This window comes from Pseudomonas floridensis, assembly GCF_002087235.1.
GTDB classification, from domain to species: Bacteria; Pseudomonadota; Gammaproteobacteria; order Pseudomonadales; family Pseudomonadaceae; genus Aquipseudomonas; species Aquipseudomonas floridensis.
Window position 1 is genome coordinate 33879 of sequence record NZ_MUIO01000004.1, and the last position, 16345, is coordinate 50223.

10 protein-coding genes are annotated in these 16345 nt (G+C 59.5%); 5 read left to right on the forward strand and 5 right to left on the reverse strand.

Annotated features, from left to right (window positions below; translation table 11 throughout):
- Nucleotides 1–2316, forward strand: coding sequence for a YgiQ family radical SAM protein (locus BZK31_RS01690; protein WP_083181021.1), 2316 nt, complete (start codon nucleotides 1–3; stop codon nucleotides 2314–2316).
- A gap of 61 nt (nucleotides 2317–2377) precedes the next feature.
- On the opposite strand, the gene BZK31_RS01695 is transcribed toward BZK31_RS01690, so the two are convergent.
- Together BZK31_RS01695 and BZK31_RS01700 are read right to left on the reverse strand one after the other, a co-directional pair.
- On the reverse strand, nucleotides 2378–3709 hold the full coding sequence (locus tag BZK31_RS01695) for an endonuclease/exonuclease/phosphatase family protein (protein WP_083181022.1): 1332 nt from the start codon (nucleotides 3707–3709) through the stop codon (nucleotides 2378–2380).
- 54 nt (nucleotides 3710–3763) lie between these two features.
- A complete protein-coding gene (locus BZK31_RS01700) occupies nucleotides 3764–4696 on the reverse strand; it encodes a hypothetical protein (protein WP_083181023.1) in 933 nt (310 codons plus the stop codon).
- Nucleotides 4697–5238: 542 nt separating this feature from the next.
- On the opposite strand from BZK31_RS01700, the gene BZK31_RS01705 reads away from it, so the two are divergent.
- The 4 genes from BZK31_RS01705 (at nucleotide 5239) to azu (ending at nucleotide 12801) form a co-directional block, all read left to right on the forward strand.
- The gene (locus BZK31_RS01705; protein ID WP_083181024.1) at nucleotides 5239–8517 is read left to right on the forward strand and encodes a transglutaminase family protein; all 3279 of its coding nucleotides are present in this window, start codon (nucleotides 5239–5241) and stop codon (nucleotides 8515–8517) included.
- A gap of 86 nt (nucleotides 8518–8603) precedes the next feature.
- Complete coding sequence (locus BZK31_RS01710; protein ID WP_083181025.1) at nucleotides 8604–11111, forward strand: circularly permuted type 2 ATP-grasp protein; 2508 nt, start codon at nucleotides 8604–8606, stop codon at nucleotides 11109–11111.
- Nucleotides 11111–12001, forward strand: a complete 891-nt coding sequence (locus BZK31_RS01715) for a transglutaminase family protein (protein WP_083181026.1) — start codon at nucleotides 11111–11113, stop codon at nucleotides 11999–12001. The genes BZK31_RS01710 and BZK31_RS01715 overlap by 1 nt, the downstream gene beginning before the upstream one ends.
- Nucleotides 12002–12354: 353 nt before the next feature.
- The gene (azu, locus tag BZK31_RS01720; RefSeq protein WP_083181027.1) at nucleotides 12355–12801 is read left to right on the forward strand and encodes an azurin; all 447 of its coding nucleotides are present in this window, start codon (nucleotides 12355–12357) and stop codon (nucleotides 12799–12801) included.
- Between the two features lie 61 nt (nucleotides 12802–12862).
- Here azu and nadE read toward each other — a convergent pair whose 3' ends face one another.
- From nadE to BZK31_RS01735, 3 genes are all read right to left on the reverse strand, one after another.
- Nucleotides 12863–13690, reverse strand: a complete 828-nt coding sequence (nadE, locus tag BZK31_RS01725) for an ammonia-dependent NAD(+) synthetase (RefSeq protein WP_083181028.1) — start codon at nucleotides 13688–13690, stop codon at nucleotides 12863–12865.
- Nucleotides 13691–13715: 25 nt separating this feature from the next.
- Entirely contained in the window at nucleotides 13716–14939 is a 1224-nt protein-coding gene (gene pncB, locus BZK31_RS01730; protein WP_083181029.1) for a nicotinate phosphoribosyltransferase, read from the reverse strand.
- 100 nt (nucleotides 14940–15039) lie between these two features.
- Nucleotides 15040–15945, reverse strand: a complete 906-nt coding sequence (locus BZK31_RS01735; RefSeq protein WP_083181030.1) for a LysR substrate-binding domain-containing protein — start codon at nucleotides 15943–15945, stop codon at nucleotides 15040–15042.
- Nucleotides 15946–16345: the final 400 nt, after the last annotated feature.

The following is a 16345-nucleotide window of genomic DNA, read 5'->3' on the forward strand; positions in this document are numbered from 1 at the left end:
ATGCAAGCAGCCAAGCCGTTATTTGACTATCCCAAGTACTGGGCCGAATGTTTCGGACCAGCACCCTTCCTGCCCATGAGTCGGGAAGAGATGGATCAGCTTGGCTGGGATTCCTGCGACATCATCATCGTGACCGGTGATGCGTATGTGGATCACCCGTCCTTTGGCATGGCGATCATCGGCCGACTCCTTGAGTCCCAGGGCTTTCGCGTGGGCATCATTGCCCAGCCCAACTGGCAGTCCAAAGACGACTTCATGAAGCTCGGCGAGCCGAACCTGTTCTTCGGTGTCGCTGCTGGCAACATGGACTCGATGATCAACCGTTACACCGCGGACAAGAAAATCCGCTCCGATGACGCCTACACACCGGGCGGAATGGCGGGCAAGCGCCCGGACCGTGCGAGTCTGGTTTACAGCCAGCGCTGCAAGGAAGCCTACAAGCACGTTCCGATCGTGCTCGGCGGCATCGAAGCATCCCTGCGCCGTATCGCGCATTACGACTACTGGCAGGACAAGGTTCGCAACTCGATCCTGATCGACGCCTGCGCCGACATCTTGCTGTATGGCAATGCCGAGCGTGCAATCGTTGAGGTTGCTCAGCGTCTGTCGTGGGGCCACAAGATCGAAGAGATCACCGATGTGCGCGGCACCGCGTTCATTCGCCGCGACACGCCGCAAGGCTGGTATGAAGTCGACTCCACGCGTATCGACCGTCCGGGCAAGATCGACAAGATCATCAACCCGTACGTCAATACTCAGGACACCGAAGCCTGCGCCATCGAGCAGGAAAAAGGTCCGGTTGAAGACCCTAACGAGCCGAAGGTTGTGCAGATTCTTGCCAGCCCGCGCATGACCCGTGACAAGACGGTCATCCGTCTGCCATCGGTCGAGAAGGTTCGTAACGATGCCGTGCTGTATGCTCACGCCAACCGCGTGCTGCACCTGGAAACCAACCCGGGCAATGCTCGTGCGCTGGTGCAGAAGCATGGCGAGGTGGACGTCTGGTTCAACCCGCCGCCCATTCCGATGACTACCGAAGAAATGGACTACGTGTTCGGCATGCCTTACGCACGCGTTCCGCATCCTGCGTACGGCAAGGAGAAGATTCCCGCCTACGACATGATCCGCTTCTCGGTGAACATCATGCGTGGCTGCTTCGGCGGCTGCACCTTCTGCTCGATCACCGAGCACGAAGGCCGCATCATTCAGAACCGTTCCGAAGAGTCGATCATTCGTGAAATCGAAGAGATCCGCGACAAGGTCCCTGGCTTCACGGGCGTCATTTCCGACCTCGGCGGGCCGACCGCGAACATGTATCGCATCGCCTGCAAGAGTCCGGAAATCGAATCCGCATGCCGCAAGCCGTCCTGCGTGTTCCCCGGCATCTGCCCGAACCTGAACACCGATCACTCATCGTTGATCCAGTTGTATCGCAGCGCTCGTGCCCTGCCAGGCGTGAAGAAGATTCTGATCGCATCCGGCCTGCGCTACGACCTGGCCGTTGAGTCGCCTGAGTACGTCAAGGAACTGGTGACCCACCACGTGGGTGGTTACCTGAAGATCGCCCCGGAGCACACCGAGGAAGGTCCGCTCAATCAGATGATGAAGCCGGGCATTGGCAGCTATGACAAGTTCAAGCGCATGTTCGAGAAGTACACCAAGGAAGCGGGCAAGGAGCAGTACCTGATTCCTTACTTCATCGCAGCCCACCCCGGCACCACCGATGAAGACATGATGAACCTGGCCTTGTGGCTCAAGGGCAATGGTTTCCGTGCCGACCAGGTGCAGGCGTTCTACCCGTCACCGATGGCCACGGCCACCGCGATGTATCACTCGGGCAAGAACCCGTTGCGTAAGGTGACTTACAAGAGCGACGCGGTGACCATCGTCAAGAGCGAGGCGCAGCGTCGTCTGCACAAGGCGTTCCTGCGTTATCACGATCCGAAAGGCTGGCCGATGCTGCGCGAAGCGCTGGAGCGTATGGGCCGTGCCGATCTGATCGGGTCGGGCAAGGATCAACTGATTCCGCTGCATCAGCCTGCAACCGACAGCTATCAGAGTGCACGTCGCAAGAACTCGACCCCCGCAGGCAGTCACAAGGTGGCGAAGGCAGCGAAAACCACGCTGATCCAGACCCAGCATACCGGTTTGCCGCCTCGGGGTAGCGACGGCAGCAAGCCGTGGGACAAGCGTGAAGAAGCCAAGGCCGCTGCCATGGCGCGCAACAAACAGGCTGCCAAGGAGCGGATGGAAGCGGCCAAGGGTGGTAAGGGCAAGGGCGGCAAGCCAGCGCGCAAACCCGTCGTTCCGCGCTAGTCGCCTTACGAGATCAGTCCCTTCCCTGCATGAGGCGGAAGGGGCGGTCTGACTCCACCTGTCAGGGAAAGCTGAACTCGTAGCTGACCGCCAGATGGTCCGAAGGACCCATTGTGTCGATGCGACCGCTTCGCGGCGTTTCAGAAGTGCCATTGGCAACCGCGTAATCCAGCATGGCCTGTGGCGCAGTACTTGGGTGAGTTGAACCGTTGGCCATGACCAATTGCGCGATGTCGGGTGGAGATATCCAGTTTCCGCGTCGTGCAGGATATGCGGTGTTCGACACCCTTGGATCCCTGTTGAAATCTCCCACAAGAATATAGGGGGTTTGCGTGTGCCAGCTGATTTCCCTGAGCATACGGGGTGCATTCGGGCCGCCGCCTGAGATAGCGTGGAAGCTGAATACCGTAACTGTCTCGGGGTTTACGGCACTTTGCCTGCGGATTTGCACGCCCAGTGCGGGACGGGTGACAGGCGCCCCGTTACTGTCGGGCAAGCCATCGGACACCACGACCATATCCCGTACATCAATGTCTCTATTGGCAGGAACCACAATCGCGAGATTGACGCGAAGCCGCTGAACATCCAGAAAAAAGACATGGTAGGTCTCGGGACGGGAGGCGGTTCCAGCCTCCCAAATCAACTGATCCACCCTATAAGCGGTGCCAAACTGGTCCTGCAATGACAAGCGAGTGATGAGCCTTGAAGAGAAAGGGCTGACACCTGCTTCCTGAATCGCCACCACGTCGTTGGCCCTCGCCAGTTCAAGAACCTTGGTTCGCCATTTGGTATTGGATGTCTCAGAAGTGCCTTGCATATTCCAGGTGGCCACACGAATTTGCTGAGTTGTCGTTGCGTGCAGCCTGCCAAGCTCGATGTGCTGAGTGTTGACGTACCGTCGAATGCGCGCATGGTAATAATCCCTGATCGCCCCCATCATCCGGATGTGAGCAGGCCAGGGTCCATAGGCAGCACCGACGATAATTTGTAGCATTCTCAACGGGTCGTTTGCGTCCAGAAGCAGCGGGCCGTCGGGGGATCGCAGGCCGTTCATGGTGAAGGCATGATGGATGCGGTACAGGTTGAGCAAAACGGCGTAGCCGTCTGCACGGGTGCCTGCATTCAACCTCACAATGAAGGTGCTATCGTTGTAAAGGCGACGAAACAGGAGCGTCATGTGTGACGCGTAGTCAGCCTGCATGTTGTCATTGTCGCTGCGCATGAGCAGCCTGGAAAAAGAGTAGGCCAGGTAAGCACTGGTATGTATTGCACTGGTGGGGACGGTGCTCAGCAGGTCCATAATGTCGGTAATGACAACTTCAAGTTGGGTTTGGATATCACCGTCATGAAGATGTGTGTCAATGTACAGGCGTAGACGGTCATCGACGGGCATTGAGTGCCCTCCAGATAAATGATGAAGATGGAAGTCTTATTTAAATGAGCAGGGTTAAGCGGGCAGCGTACTTTCCAGGTACGTCGCGATGAGTAGGCCATCCTGCGTATCGAGTGAGGGAGATCCGCTCGCGCTCAGCCCGCGGCTCAAAACAACCGGACTGAGTGCGTTGCCGTCATAACCGTATTGATGCAATTCCGATGAAGACGTTGATGATAAATTGCAGAAGACGAGTTTCAGGAGGCCATTGTGTATGGTAATGCCGGGAGAGTGAGCGAAGTCGGCTCCAATAAAAGCGATAGGGCTCGTCCAGGCCTCGCCATCACTTTTCAGTAGAAAAAAGCCTCCGTTCTTGTCTTTGTAAATGATATGGATCAACCCCTGATAAGTGATTGCCACCGGACTTAAATAAGTGGAGATTGTGTCGGACTCATTTTTCTTCAATAACGCGGGTTTGGTCCATTCTTTCATGTCTGTGGTCTGGATATACCAGATGTTGGGACTGTCATGCAGTTTGAAGAACATGTAAAGCACGTCGTTCAACTGAGCAAACGTCGCGGACTGCTCGATGTTCAGGTTGAGCCTGTGCACAGGGAGGAATGCTGCGTGGCTATCGCTCCAGGCCCTGATGACCGTTGATGCGGAATCATCGGTGTAGACCAGCCACAACTTCTTGTTAAAGGAGACAAGGCTCGGGACATTGGTTTTATTGCCAATGATTTCCGGGGCATCGTGTACTTCATTGGTTGCAGGCTCCTCTTCTGGTGTCTCTGTGGTGCTGCCGGAGAAATGTTTCAGCTGGAGTGGCGTGCCCCAGGGTGCAAACTGCGGCTTCATGACATACATGACTCTGCGCCCTTCGCCCAGATAAGCGCAAAATAATGAGTCATTGTGAAGCGCGGTCCTGCAGCCTGACACGGCGTCGTCGGTAATCGTGTTGAATTCACTCAGTATGCCGTGGATGTTTGCAGCGCTGTTCAATTTCATGTGGGCTACTCATTGTTGAGGTGAGAAGCAATTAGATAGCGTTGAATGGAGCGTTTCTATCGGACCTCAGTCGGCGTTGTGTAGGAATGGGCTTTGTTTAACGATCACTTTGTTGGGCGTGTCCGAAAGGTGGTAGTTATATATAGGTTTGATAATTATGTTCTGCTAAAAATCCGGTTTTTATGCGTGTCTCGATCGCTGTGTTCAGTGCATGTCCGGCCTTTGGATCAGGCTCGATTGAGGAGCGTCGGTAGATCCCATGATTCGCACGCGTCACGCTGCATGCGGGCACGTCCCGCAGGACAGCCTTGCAGATCCGCTCAGTCGGACGGCGCGCGCAGACCCCGTGACCTCTTTTCGGCGAGCGGTTTAATAAATTTTCATCCCTATGCCTTGTTTCTGTGCAACCCTTGCACCACGGAGCAGGGCAGGCGCTTTAATGGTGCCTGGTTTTGTCTCCCCGTCGAGTAACCACCGTATTTGCCCGGATGGCATAAGTCTTGCGCGGATTATTTACCGTTCAGGCTCGCAGGAGGCACGCCGTGTCGATTCATATTGCCTTGCACCATGTCACGCATTACCGCTACGAACGCGCCGTCGAACTGGGACCGCAGATCGTTCGCCTGCGTCCGGCAGCCCATAGCCGCACGCGTGTGCTGTCCTATTCGCTGAAAGTGCAGCCTGAAAACCACTTCATCAACTGGCAGCAGGACCCGCAGGGTAACTACCTGGCGCGGCTGGTGTTTCCCGAGAAAACCGACGAGTTTCGTGTCGAGGTCGATCTGGTCGCCGAGATGGCGGTGTTCAACCCGTTCGATTTCTTCCTCGAACCGTATGCCGAGAACATCCCTTTTCTGTACGCCAGCGAAGAACAGCGCGAGCTGGCGCCGTACCTGGAAAAGCTGCCGCTGACGCCGAAATTTCAGGCGTATCTGGACAGCATCAGTCGTGAGCCGATACCTGCGATCGACTTCCTGGTCGGGCTCAATCAGCGTCTGAGTCAGGACGTTGCGTACTTGATCCGCATGGAGCCGGGTGTGCAGACGCCCGAGTACACGCTGGAACATGCCTCCGGTTCCTGCCGTGATTCGGCGTGGTTGCTGGTGCAACTGCTACGTCATCTGGGCATGGCGGCGCGTTTTGTGTCCGGTTATCTGATCCAGTTGAAGGCCGATGTGGCAGCGCTGGACGGTCCGTCCGGCACTGACGTCGACTTCACCGACCTGCACGCCTGGTGCGAAGTGTATCTGCCCGGCGCTGGCTGGGTCGGCCTGGACGCCACGTCGGGGCTGTTCGCGGGTGAGGGGCATATTCCGCTGGCGTGCAGCCCGGAACCGTCTTCCGCCGCTCCTATCAGCGGTCTGGTCGAGCCTTGCGAAACGCAGTTCAGCCACGAGATGTCAGTTGAGCGGATCTGGGAAGCGCCGCGCGTTACCAAACCGTACACCGAAGAACAATGGCAGGACATTCAGGCGCTCGGTCATCAGATCGACGCCGATCTGGCCAGAGAGGACGTGCGCCTGACCATGGGCGGCGAGCCGACGTTTGTGTCCATCGACGATCGCGATGGCGCGGAATGGAACACCGCAGCGCTCGGCCCTCGCAAACGCGAGCTGTCGGCGGAGCTTTTTCAGCGCATGCGCGACCATTACGCGCCGCTGGGCATCGTGCATTTCGGGCAGGGCAAATGGTACCCGGGCGAGCAACTGCCGCGCTGGTCGCTGAACTGTTTCTGGCGCAAGGACGGTCAGCCGGTCTGGCGCAACAACGCGTTGATCGCCAGCGAGACGCAAAGTTATGGCGCGACGGGCGAACTGGCCGGACGCTTTTTGGCCAGCGTCGCCGAGCGCCTGAAGCTGCCGACCCGCTTCGTGTTCCCGGCCTACGAAGACAATTACTATTACCTGTGGCGCGAAGGCGCGTTGCCGGTGAACGTGAGCGCCGAAGATTCAAGGCTCGGCGACGAAATGGAGCGGGCGCGCTTGCGCAAGGTCTTCGCCCAAGGGCTGGACAAGGTCATCGGCCAGGTGCTGCCACTGGCGCGCACCGCCAAAGGTGACAGTTGGCAGAGCGGTCGCTGGTATCTGCGCGATGATCACTGCCGTCTGGTGCCGGGCGATTCCGCACTGGGCTATCGCTTGCCGCTGGCCTCGCAGCCGTGGGTCAAGGCAGCCGAATACCCGTTCATTCATCCGACGGACCATAACCAGGAATTTCCCGAGCTGGCCGACAGCGACTCGCTGATCGCACAGCTCAGGTCTTCCGACACCGACGCCGAACGCGCGCCCGAGATCGATGAGTCGGCCGATTGGCTGACTCGCACCGCGTTGTGCGCCGAAGCACGTGACGAACGCCTGTATGTGTTCATGCCGCCGTTGCAAAAGCTTGAGGAATACCTCGAGCTGGTCGCAGTGATCGAAGCGACCGCTGAAGAACTCAACTGTCCGGTGCTGCTGGAAGGCTACGAGCCGCCGAGCGACCCGCGTCTGTGCAACTTCCGTATCACCCCGGATCCGGGCGTGATCGAAGTCAACGTGCAGCCGTCCGCCCGTTGGGACGAACTGGTGGAGCGCACCGAGTTTCTGTATGAGCAGGCGCGTCTCACGCGCTTGACCACCGAGAAATTCATGATCGACGGCCGCCATACCGGCACCGGCGGTGGCAACCACTTCGTCATGGGTGGGGCGACGCCCGCCGATTCGCCCTTCCTGCGCCGTCCTGACCTGCTGCGCAGCCTGATCAGCTATTGGCACAATCACCCGTCGCTGTCATATCTGTTTTCCGGTCTGTTCATCGGCCCGACGTCTCAGGCACCGCGAATCGATGAAGCGCGTAATGACTCGCTGTACGAGATGGAAATCGCCTTCTCGCAAATGCCCGCGCCTGGCGAAGACGTTGCGCCGTGGGTCGTTGACCGGTTGCTGCGTAACCTGCTGATTGACGTGACCGGCAACACGCACCGTGCCGAGTTCTGTATCGACAAGCTTTACTCGCCTGACGGTGCCGCCGGGCGTCTGGGGCTGCTGGAACTGCGTGCCTTCGAAATGCCGCCGCATGCGCGCATGAGTCTGGCGCAGCAGTTGTTACTGCGTGCGCTGGTCGCACGTTTCTGGCGCGAGCCTTACGCACCCGCCAAGCTGGCACGCTGGGGCACGCAACTGCATGACCGCTTCATGCTGCCGCACTTCATCGAACAGGATTTCGCCGACGTGGTGGCCGATCTCAATGCCGCCGGTTATCCGGTGCGGGCCGACTGGTTCGCTGCGCACCTTGAGTTCCGCTTTCCGAAAGTGGGCGATTACGCGGTCAACGGTATTCAGCTTGAGCTGCGTCAGGCGCTTGAACCCTGGCACGTACTGGGCGAAGAGGGCTCGGGTGGCGGCGCGGTGCGCTACGTGGACTCGTCGCTGGAGCGCCTGCAAGTGCACCTCAGCGGTCTGCCACCGCAGCGCTACATGCTGACCTGCAACGGTGTCCCGGTGCCTTTGCAGCCGACCGGCCAGGCCGGCGAGTTCGTTGCGGGCGTGCGTTATCGCGCCTGGCAACCCGCCAACTGCCTGCAACCGACCATCGGCGTGCACGCGCCGTTGGTGTTCGACCTGCTCGACACCTGGATGCAGCGCTCACTGGGCGGCTGCGAGTATCATGTCGCCCATCCGGGCGGGCGCAACTACGAAACCCTGCCGGTCAACGCCAACGAAGCGGAAAGCCGTCGCATGTCGCGTTTCTTCCGCATTGGCCATACGCCCGGCAAGTTGGCGGTCCCGTCGCTCAACATTAACGACGAACTGCCGATGACGCTGGATATGCGCCTGCATTAAAACAGTGGCTCTATGAATCGGGTGCGCACGGACGCGGCGCCCGATTGCGCTATCTGAAGTCCTTATGCTGCCCTGCCGAGCCTGCCATGCCCGACCTGCTTGACCGATACCCGCTGTCCGAGGGTACCTACCACGAGATGCTCGATGCCGATGGCTCGGTACGTCCGCACTGGCGGCGTCTGTATGAGCACATGCGTCGCAGCTCGCCCGCGCAACTGACTCAGCGTCAGGCCTTGCTGACCCGGCAGATCCAGGAGAACGGCGTCACCTACAACGTATACGCCGATCCCAAGGGTGCCGATCGTCCGTGGGAGCTGGACCTGCTGCCGCATATCATTCCGGCGGACGAATGGGCGCACGTGGCCGCAGGTATCGCGCAACGCGGGCGTCTGCTCAATGCCGTGCTTGCCGATCTGTACGGCCCGCAGACCCTGATCGCTCAAGGTCTGTTGCCTGCCGAGCTGGTGTTCGGGCACAACAACTTCCTTTGGCCGTGCCAGGGGGTGAAGCCGCCCGAAGGCACGTTCCTGCACATGTATGCCGTGGACCTGGCGCGCACGCCGGATGGCCGCTGGTGGGTGACCGCTGATCGAACCCAGGCACCGTCCGGTGCCGGTTATGCGCTGGAAAACCGCCAGATCGTCGCCCGTGCCTTGCCGGAAACCTACCGTGATCTTCAGGTCAGGCATTTATCCGGTTTCTTCGGTGCCTTGCAGCAGACGCTGGCGCGACAGGCACCTACCAGCAACGAAGCACCGTTGATCGTGCTGCTGACGCCGGGGCGTTTCAACGAAAGCTATTTCGAGCATTTGTACCTGGCGCGGCAGTTGGGTTATCCGCTGGTCGAGGGGGGGGACCTTACCGTGCGTGACGCCACGGTTTATCTGAAGACCCTCAGCGGCCTGCGCAGGGTGCACGCGATCATGCGCCGTCTGGACGACGACTTCTGCGATCCGCTCGAACTGCGCACCGACTCGGCGCTGGGCGTGCCGGGGCTGCTTGAGGCGGTTCGGCGGGGCAATGTGCTGGTGGCCAACGCGCTGGGTAGCGGAGTTCTGGAATCGCCCGGTCTGCTGGGTTTTCTGCCGAAGATCTGCGAGTACCTGTTCGGCGAAGAATTGATCCTGCCTTCAGTGGCGACCTGGTGGTGTGGCGAGCCGCCGGTGCTGGCGCAGGCGCTGGAAAAGCTGCCTGAGCTGTTGATCAAGCCGGCGTTTCCATCACAGCACTTTGTGCCGGTGTTTGGCCGTGATCTGAACGAAGAACAACGCAAGGCACTGGCGGCGCGCATGCAGGCCCGGCCTTACGCCTACGTCGCGCAGGAACTGGCGCAACTGTCCCATGCGCCTGTGCTGCAGGCCGACGGTGAGGCCTTGCAGCCGCGCGCCATTGGCATGCGGGTCTACGCCGTGGCCGCGCTGGATGGCTATCGTGTGCTGCCGGGCGGTCTGACACGGGTCGCGGCCGAAGCCGATGCCGACGTCGTCTCGATGCAGCGTGGCGGTGCCAGCAAGGACACCTGGGTGCTCGGCGAGCGCTCCTTCAGCGGCGAACACCCCGGCGAGCCCTGGAAAGGCCAGCGCGCTCTGGGTGTGTATGACCTGATCCGGCGTGATCCCTATCTGCCGTCGCGGGTCGTGGAAAACCTGTTCTGGTTCGGGCGCTACTGTGAGCGTTGCGATGACAGTGCGCGCCTGCTGCGCATCATGTTCACCCGTTATGTCGACGATGATGACCCGCAGGCGTTGCAGGCGGCCGTCACCCTGGCCGAGAGCCTGGGTATGCTGCCCGAGGCCGAAGAGGACGAAACCCTCCAACAGCGTCTGCTGACCGCGCTGGTGGGCGAGGACTGGCCATTCAGCCTGCGCGCCAATCTGCAGCGTCTGCAATGGGCTGCCTCGCAAGTGCGCGGCAAGCTGTCCAGGGAGAACTGGCAGGCGCTGGTCGAGTTGCAGCGTGAGGCCATGAGCCTGGAAACCGAAGAGCCTGACTTCGGCGAACTGCTGGATTTCCTCAACCGGCTGGTGATGTCGCTGGCGGCGTTGTCCGGCTTTGCGCTTGATGACATGACCCGTGATGAAGGCTGGAGCTTTCTGATGATAGGGCGGCGTATCGAGCGCCTGAAATTTCTCAGCACCAGCCTGGCGGCGTTTTTGCGCGGCACGACGGTCTCGGATCAGGCGGGCCTCGAATGGCTGCTGGAATTGGGTAACAGCAGCATCACTTATCGCTCGCGTTACATGGCCGTGCCGCACCTGATTCCGGTGCTGGACCTGTTGCTGCTGGACGATCAGAACCCTCACGCCGTGCTTTTCCAGCTCAAACTGGTACAGCGTTCGTTGCGCCGCCTGAGTGACAACTTCGATGCGCCCCGCGATAACAGCCTGGCCGTGCTGGCGCAGCGTCTGGCCAGCTTCGATCTGGGCAGTCTGGAAAACCCGTTGTTCGGCCAGAGCAGCATCGACGCCGTGCTCGACGGGCTCGCCGACTTGCTTCAGGGCATTGGCGAAAGCGCCGGACAGGCGTCCGATCGCCTGGCCTTGCGCCACTTTGCCCACGTCGATGACGTCAGCCAACGCACGGTATCTGTCTGATGAGCGCGCTTTACCAGATTTTTCACGACACCCATTACAAATACGACAGCCCTGTCTCGCTGGCCCAGCAATTGGCGCATCTGTGGCCCCGCAGCAGTCCGTGGCAGCGTTGCACCGAGCAGAGCCTGGAGATTTTTCCGGCGCCCACCACGCGTCGTGACGAACTGGACGTCTTTGGCAATCCATTGACCCGGCTGGCGTTCGAGCGTCCGCATGATGAATTGCAGGTCAATGCGCGCCTGCAGATCGAAGTGCTGGAGCGGCCATATCTGGACTTCAATCTGTCGCCGGAATGGGAAGTCACCCGCAGTGCACTGACCTACAGCGCCAAGCCGATGACTGCGGACATTCTGGACGCCTGCCGATATCGCTTCGAATCACCCTATGTGCACCTCAAGCGCTCTTTCGTCGAGTTCTCACAGGACTGCTTTCCGCCAGGGCGACCGTTGTTGCTGGGAGTGCAGGCACTGATGGAGAAGATCTTCAGTGAGTTCACCTTCGACAGCGAGGCGACCCAGGTTGCGACGCCGTTGGTGGAAGTGCTCGAGCGGCGGCGCGGGGTCTGCCAGGACTTCGCGCACCTGATGCTGGCGTGCCTGCGCTCTCGTGGGTTGGCGGCGCGGTATGTGAGCGGTTATCTGCTGACCCAGCCTCCGCCGGGGCAGCCCAGACTGATCGGCGCGGACGCCTCGCATGCCTGGGTTTCGGTGTTCTGTCCAGCGTCCGGCTGGGTGGATTTCGACCCGACCAACAATGTGCAGCCTGCGCTCGAACACATCAGTCTGGCGTGGGGGCGCGATTTTTCCGACGTGTCACCACTGCGTGGCGTGATTCTCGGTGGCGGCACTCACGACCCGGAAGTGCGGGTCACGGTCATGCCCGTCGCCTGACGCTGTGGTAATTCCACGCGTGCGCAAAACGTTCATTACCCGATGCTCATCGATTCAGACTCGCGCACGATCATAGGCGTCGTGTGGACAACGGGCGCTGGCGCCACAGGCATAGGCGGCAAGCAAACTGCGAAACAGACTCGATATCGGCATGACCGGCTTTCCTTGAGAAGAGGTAATGGACCGATGGTAAAGTGGCGGCCGATGTCTGACTGTTTGATTATTTCGATGAGCGCGATAGGCCGTGAAGTCGCGGTGCCGTGACGTCTTTTTCATCGGACGGGGCCGGAACCCTTTTCCTGCCCGAGCACTCTCTTTTCAACGCAAAGAAATTACCTGCCCTGGAGATTCAAATGATTCGCAAGCTTGTAGCGATTTCCCTGTTGACGCTGGCCAGTGGTCAACTGCTGGCGGCTGAGTGCTCTGCCACTGTCGACTCGACTGACCAGATGATGTACGACACCAAGGCCATCGAGATCGACAAGAGCTGCAAGACCTTCACCGTCAACCTGACCCACTCCGGCAGCCTGCCGAAGAATGTCATGGGGCATAACTGGGTGTTGAGCAATAAGGCCGATGCCCAAGGCATTGTGACTGACGGCATGAGTGCCGGTATCGACAAGGAATATCTCAAGGAAGGAGACACTCGTGTGATAGCCCACACCAAAGTGATTGGTGCTGGTGAGAAAGACTCGGTGACCTTCGACGTGTCGAAGCTCGATCCGGCAGAGAGCTACGAGTTCTTCTGCACCTTCCCGGGCCACATCGCGATGATGAAGGGTGCCGTCACGCTGAAATGATCCTGGCCTTCCGGGACGCACGTGTCCCGGAAGGCGTTCAGACTCCACTCCGGGCGCGGCGTTACGGCGCGTAAGGCAGTTCGCGCTTGTGCTGGGTCTTGGCGTAGGTGTCGCAGATGATTCTGAACGCCTCTTCGCGCACTGGCTGCCCGTGCAGGAATGCGTCGATCTCGGCGTAGGTCACGCCATGCGAGGCTTCGTCCGGTTTGCCGGGCGACAGGTCTTCCAGGTCTGCGGTCGGCACTTTCTCGACCAGCGATTCCGGTGCGCCGAAATGGCGAGCGATGGCCCGCACCTGGTTTTTCACCAAGCCGCTGAGCGGTGCCAGGTCGCATGCGCCGTCGCCGAACTTGGTGAAGAAACCCATCACGGCTTCCGCCGCGTGGTCGGTACCGATCACCAGCCCCTGATAAGCCCCGGCGATGGTGTACTGCGCGACCATGCGCATGCGCGCTTTGGTGTTGCCGAGCACGAAGTCCACCGCGCTGGCGGGGTGTTCTTCGAAGGCTCTGACTTCACCGGCAAGCGCTTTGACGCTCGGCCCGATATTCACGGTGTGGCGCTCGTCCGGTTCGATGAAGTCCACTGAAGCCTGTGCTTCGTGCTCGTCGGCCTGCACCAGATAGGGCAGGCGCACCGCGACAAAGCGATAACCTGTATCGCCGGTACTTTCACGCAATTCCTTGACGGCGCGCTGGGCGAGCAGGCCTGCGGTCAGCGAATCGACGCCACCGCTGATGCCGAGCACTAGCGTCTTCAGGCGAGCGTTTTGCAAGCACTGCTTGATGAAATCGACACGGCGGGCGACTTCGGCCTCCAGGGCATTCTGGTCCGCGAAAGGTGGCTGGACCTTGAGCTGTTCAGCAATCTGGCGCTGTACGGCGTGCATGATTCACTCCTCGTAAGTAGACGATTCAAACGGGTTTATCAGAAGGCGGCAGATCCGGCACTTTGAACACGTGACGCAGGTAAGCAACGAAGTTAGGGTCCTTGCATTGCGCCTTGCCGGGTTCATCGGAAATCTTCGCTACCGGCTGGCCGGCGCAAGCGGTCATTTTCAGGACCATGTTCATGGGCGCGATACCGGGGACATCTGCCGTCAGATTGGTGCCGATACCAAAGCTGACATTGATGCGCCCGCGCAGTGCCCGGAAAATCTCCAGCGCCTTGGGCAGGTTCAGACCATCGGAAAATACCAGCGTCTTGCTCATCGGGTCGATACCCAGCTTCTGGTAATGCAGGATGCATTTTTCGGCCCACTTCACCGGATCACCCGAGTCGTGCCGCAACCCGTCGAACAGTTTGGCGAAGTACAGATCGAAGTCGTTCAGGAACGCGTCCGTCGTGATGCAGTCGGTCAAGGCGATACCCAGCAGCCCTCGGTATTCGCGCACCCAGCAGTCGAGGGCGGCGATCTGGCTGTCGATCAGACGCGGCCCCAGTTGCTGATGCGCCATGATCCATTCATGGGCCATCGTGCCGAGCGGTTTCAGGTCGAGCTGGCGGGCCAGGTGCACATTGCTGGTGCCCACGAACTGGCCCGGAAAGTCACTTTTGAGCACCCCCAGAATCTCTTCCTGGACGCGATAGGAAAAGCGTCGACGCGTACCGAAGTCCGCAACCTTGAGCTCGGCCAGCTCATCAGATGAGGCGTGGGTGGTCAGCCATTCGAACTTGTCGTACAGACGTTCACGCGCTTGGCTGAGGAGGATTTTCGGGTAGCGGTGCCGGTTGCGCACCTCGCTGACGATCGCCAGCAGCGGTACTTCGAACAGGATCACGTGCAACCACGGGCCGTGCAGACGAATGCACAGCTCATCGTTTTCGATGCTGGTTTTCACGTAGCGGGTGTTGAAACGGAACAGGCCCAGAAAGCGCAGAAAGTCGGGCTTCATGAAGGTGATGCGTTCCATGAAAGCCAGATGCTCAGGGCTCAGCGACAGTTCACACAGCAGCTCGATCTGATGCCGGATTTCGTCCAGATACGGACGCAGGTCTTCGCCATTGCGGCAGCGAAATTCCCACTCGACATCGACGTTGGGGTAGTTGTGCAGCACGGCCTGCATCATGGTCAGCTTGTAGAAATCGGTGTCGAGCAGACTTTGCACGATGCGATTGGAAAAGGCGCTCTCGCTCATTGTTTCGGGGTCTCCAGAGCCGCCGGAAAACGTTGGGCTCGCGACTTCCTGTCGTGTTGCCACGGAAAGCTCACGGCCTGCTGGGTGGGCATTGTCGCCCCTAAGTTGCCGGGTGATCCAACTGTTCGAGCATCCATTGCAGAAAAACCCGAATTTTCGGCACGTCGGCGGTGTGTTCCGGATAGGACAGGTAGTACGCACTGTTGGTGCTGGGCAATGCGAAATCCCAGGGAATGACCAGCTTGCCGTCGGCCAGTTCTTCCTCCACGAGAAACCGCGGCAACAGTGCGACCCCGCAGCCGACCTGCGCTGCGCGAATGCACATATAGAACGTTTCAAAGCGCGGTCCGTGGTAGCTGTGATCGGTGCGATGACCCTGACTTTCAAACCATTCATGCCAGGCCTGTGGGCGAAATGCATTTTGCAGCAGCACCAGATCGCTCAACTGTGTGGGGTCGCTCAGAGGTGCTTTGGGCAGGCTCTCGGGGGCGCATACAGGAATCAGCTCTTCGCCAAACAGCTTCACGCTTTCAGCACCGGGAATTGCTCCCTGACCGAAGTAGAACGAGACGTCGCAACGGCCTTTGATCAGGTCGTCCGATTCCTGCTCATTAAGCAGATCCAGATGGATGTGCGGATGACGCAGGCGCCAGCCTTTGAGGCGCGGCACCAGCCAGCGTGCGCCAAAAGTCGAGGGTGTGGAGACGCGCAGCACTTCGGTTTCCCCTCCATAGGAGCGCAGAAAATGCGTGGACATCTCGACCTGATTGAGGATCTTGCGCACTTCCGCCAGATACAGCGCCCCGGCCGGCGTCAGTTGCAGACGGCGACGTACGCGCTGAAACAGCAAGTGCTGCACCAGTTCCTCCAGTTGTGCCACCTGCTTGCTCACTGCGCTCTGCGTCAGATTCAGTTCCTCGGCAGCACGGGTGAAGCTCAAATGCCGGGTTACCGCCTCAAAGCATTGCAGCGCAGCGATCGAGGGCAGGTGACGTTTATTGAGCATGGAGAGGCTTCTCTTGTTACGGGTTTTGTCTGGCAGCGCAGGCGCGTCGGGTGCCGTGGTCACCATGAATAATCGGAATGATATCTCGCCTAAAGGTCGTTTGTTGCCTGTACGCGGTCCGGTTATTACTACCCTGCGCATCATGGCAGAGTGGGGAGGTTCTATCTGCTGCCGATGCATTGTCCGCAGCATTTTTCGGCGAATCCACTAGCCTCAAATGGTGCGTCTCGTAGCGTTTGCGCACCGGCCGTGTGCACTTCGGTGACGCAGGCGGTTACAGATGGGTTGTCCCTTGGTCCGGCACGGGGTTGCTATTTCCGTCTGTTCTGGTTGCTCTATTTCATTTGAAGGTTGCACCTTTGATGATTTATCAGGTTGCACGGCCAGCGCGCATGAGATC

What these genes read in the sequence shown, in the direction of transcription:
- BZK31_RS01690 (WP_083181021.1), top strand. Translation starts at nt 1, where the DNA reads ATGCAAGCAGCCAAGCCGTTATTTGACTATCCCAAGTACTGGGCCGAA.
- BZK31_RS01695 (WP_083181022.1), bottom strand. Translation starts at nt 3,709, where the DNA reads ATGCCCGTCGATGACCGTCTACGCCTGTACATTGACACACATCTTCAT.
- pncB (WP_083181029.1), bottom strand. Translation starts at nt 14,939, where the DNA reads ATGAGCGAGAGCGCCTTTTCCAATCGCATCGTGCAAAGTCTGCTCGAC.
- BZK31_RS01715 (WP_083181026.1), top strand. Translation starts at nt 11,111, where the DNA reads ATGAGCGCGCTTTACCAGATTTTTCACGACACCCATTACAAATACGAC.
- azu (WP_083181027.1), top strand. Translation starts at nt 12,355, where the DNA reads ATGATTCGCAAGCTTGTAGCGATTTCCCTGTTGACGCTGGCCAGTGGT.
- BZK31_RS01700 (WP_083181023.1), bottom strand. Translation starts at nt 4,696, where the DNA reads ATGAAATTGAACAGCGCTGCAAACATCCACGGCATACTGAGTGAATTC.
- BZK31_RS01735 (WP_083181030.1), bottom strand. Translation starts at nt 15,945, where the DNA reads ATGCTCAATAAACGTCACCTGCCCTCGATCGCTGCGCTGCAATGCTTT.
- BZK31_RS01710 (WP_083181025.1), top strand. Translation starts at nt 8,604, where the DNA reads ATGCCCGACCTGCTTGACCGATACCCGCTGTCCGAGGGTACCTACCAC.
- nadE (WP_083181028.1), bottom strand. Translation starts at nt 13,690, where the DNA reads ATGCACGCCGTACAGCGCCAGATTGCTGAACAGCTCAAGGTCCAGCCA.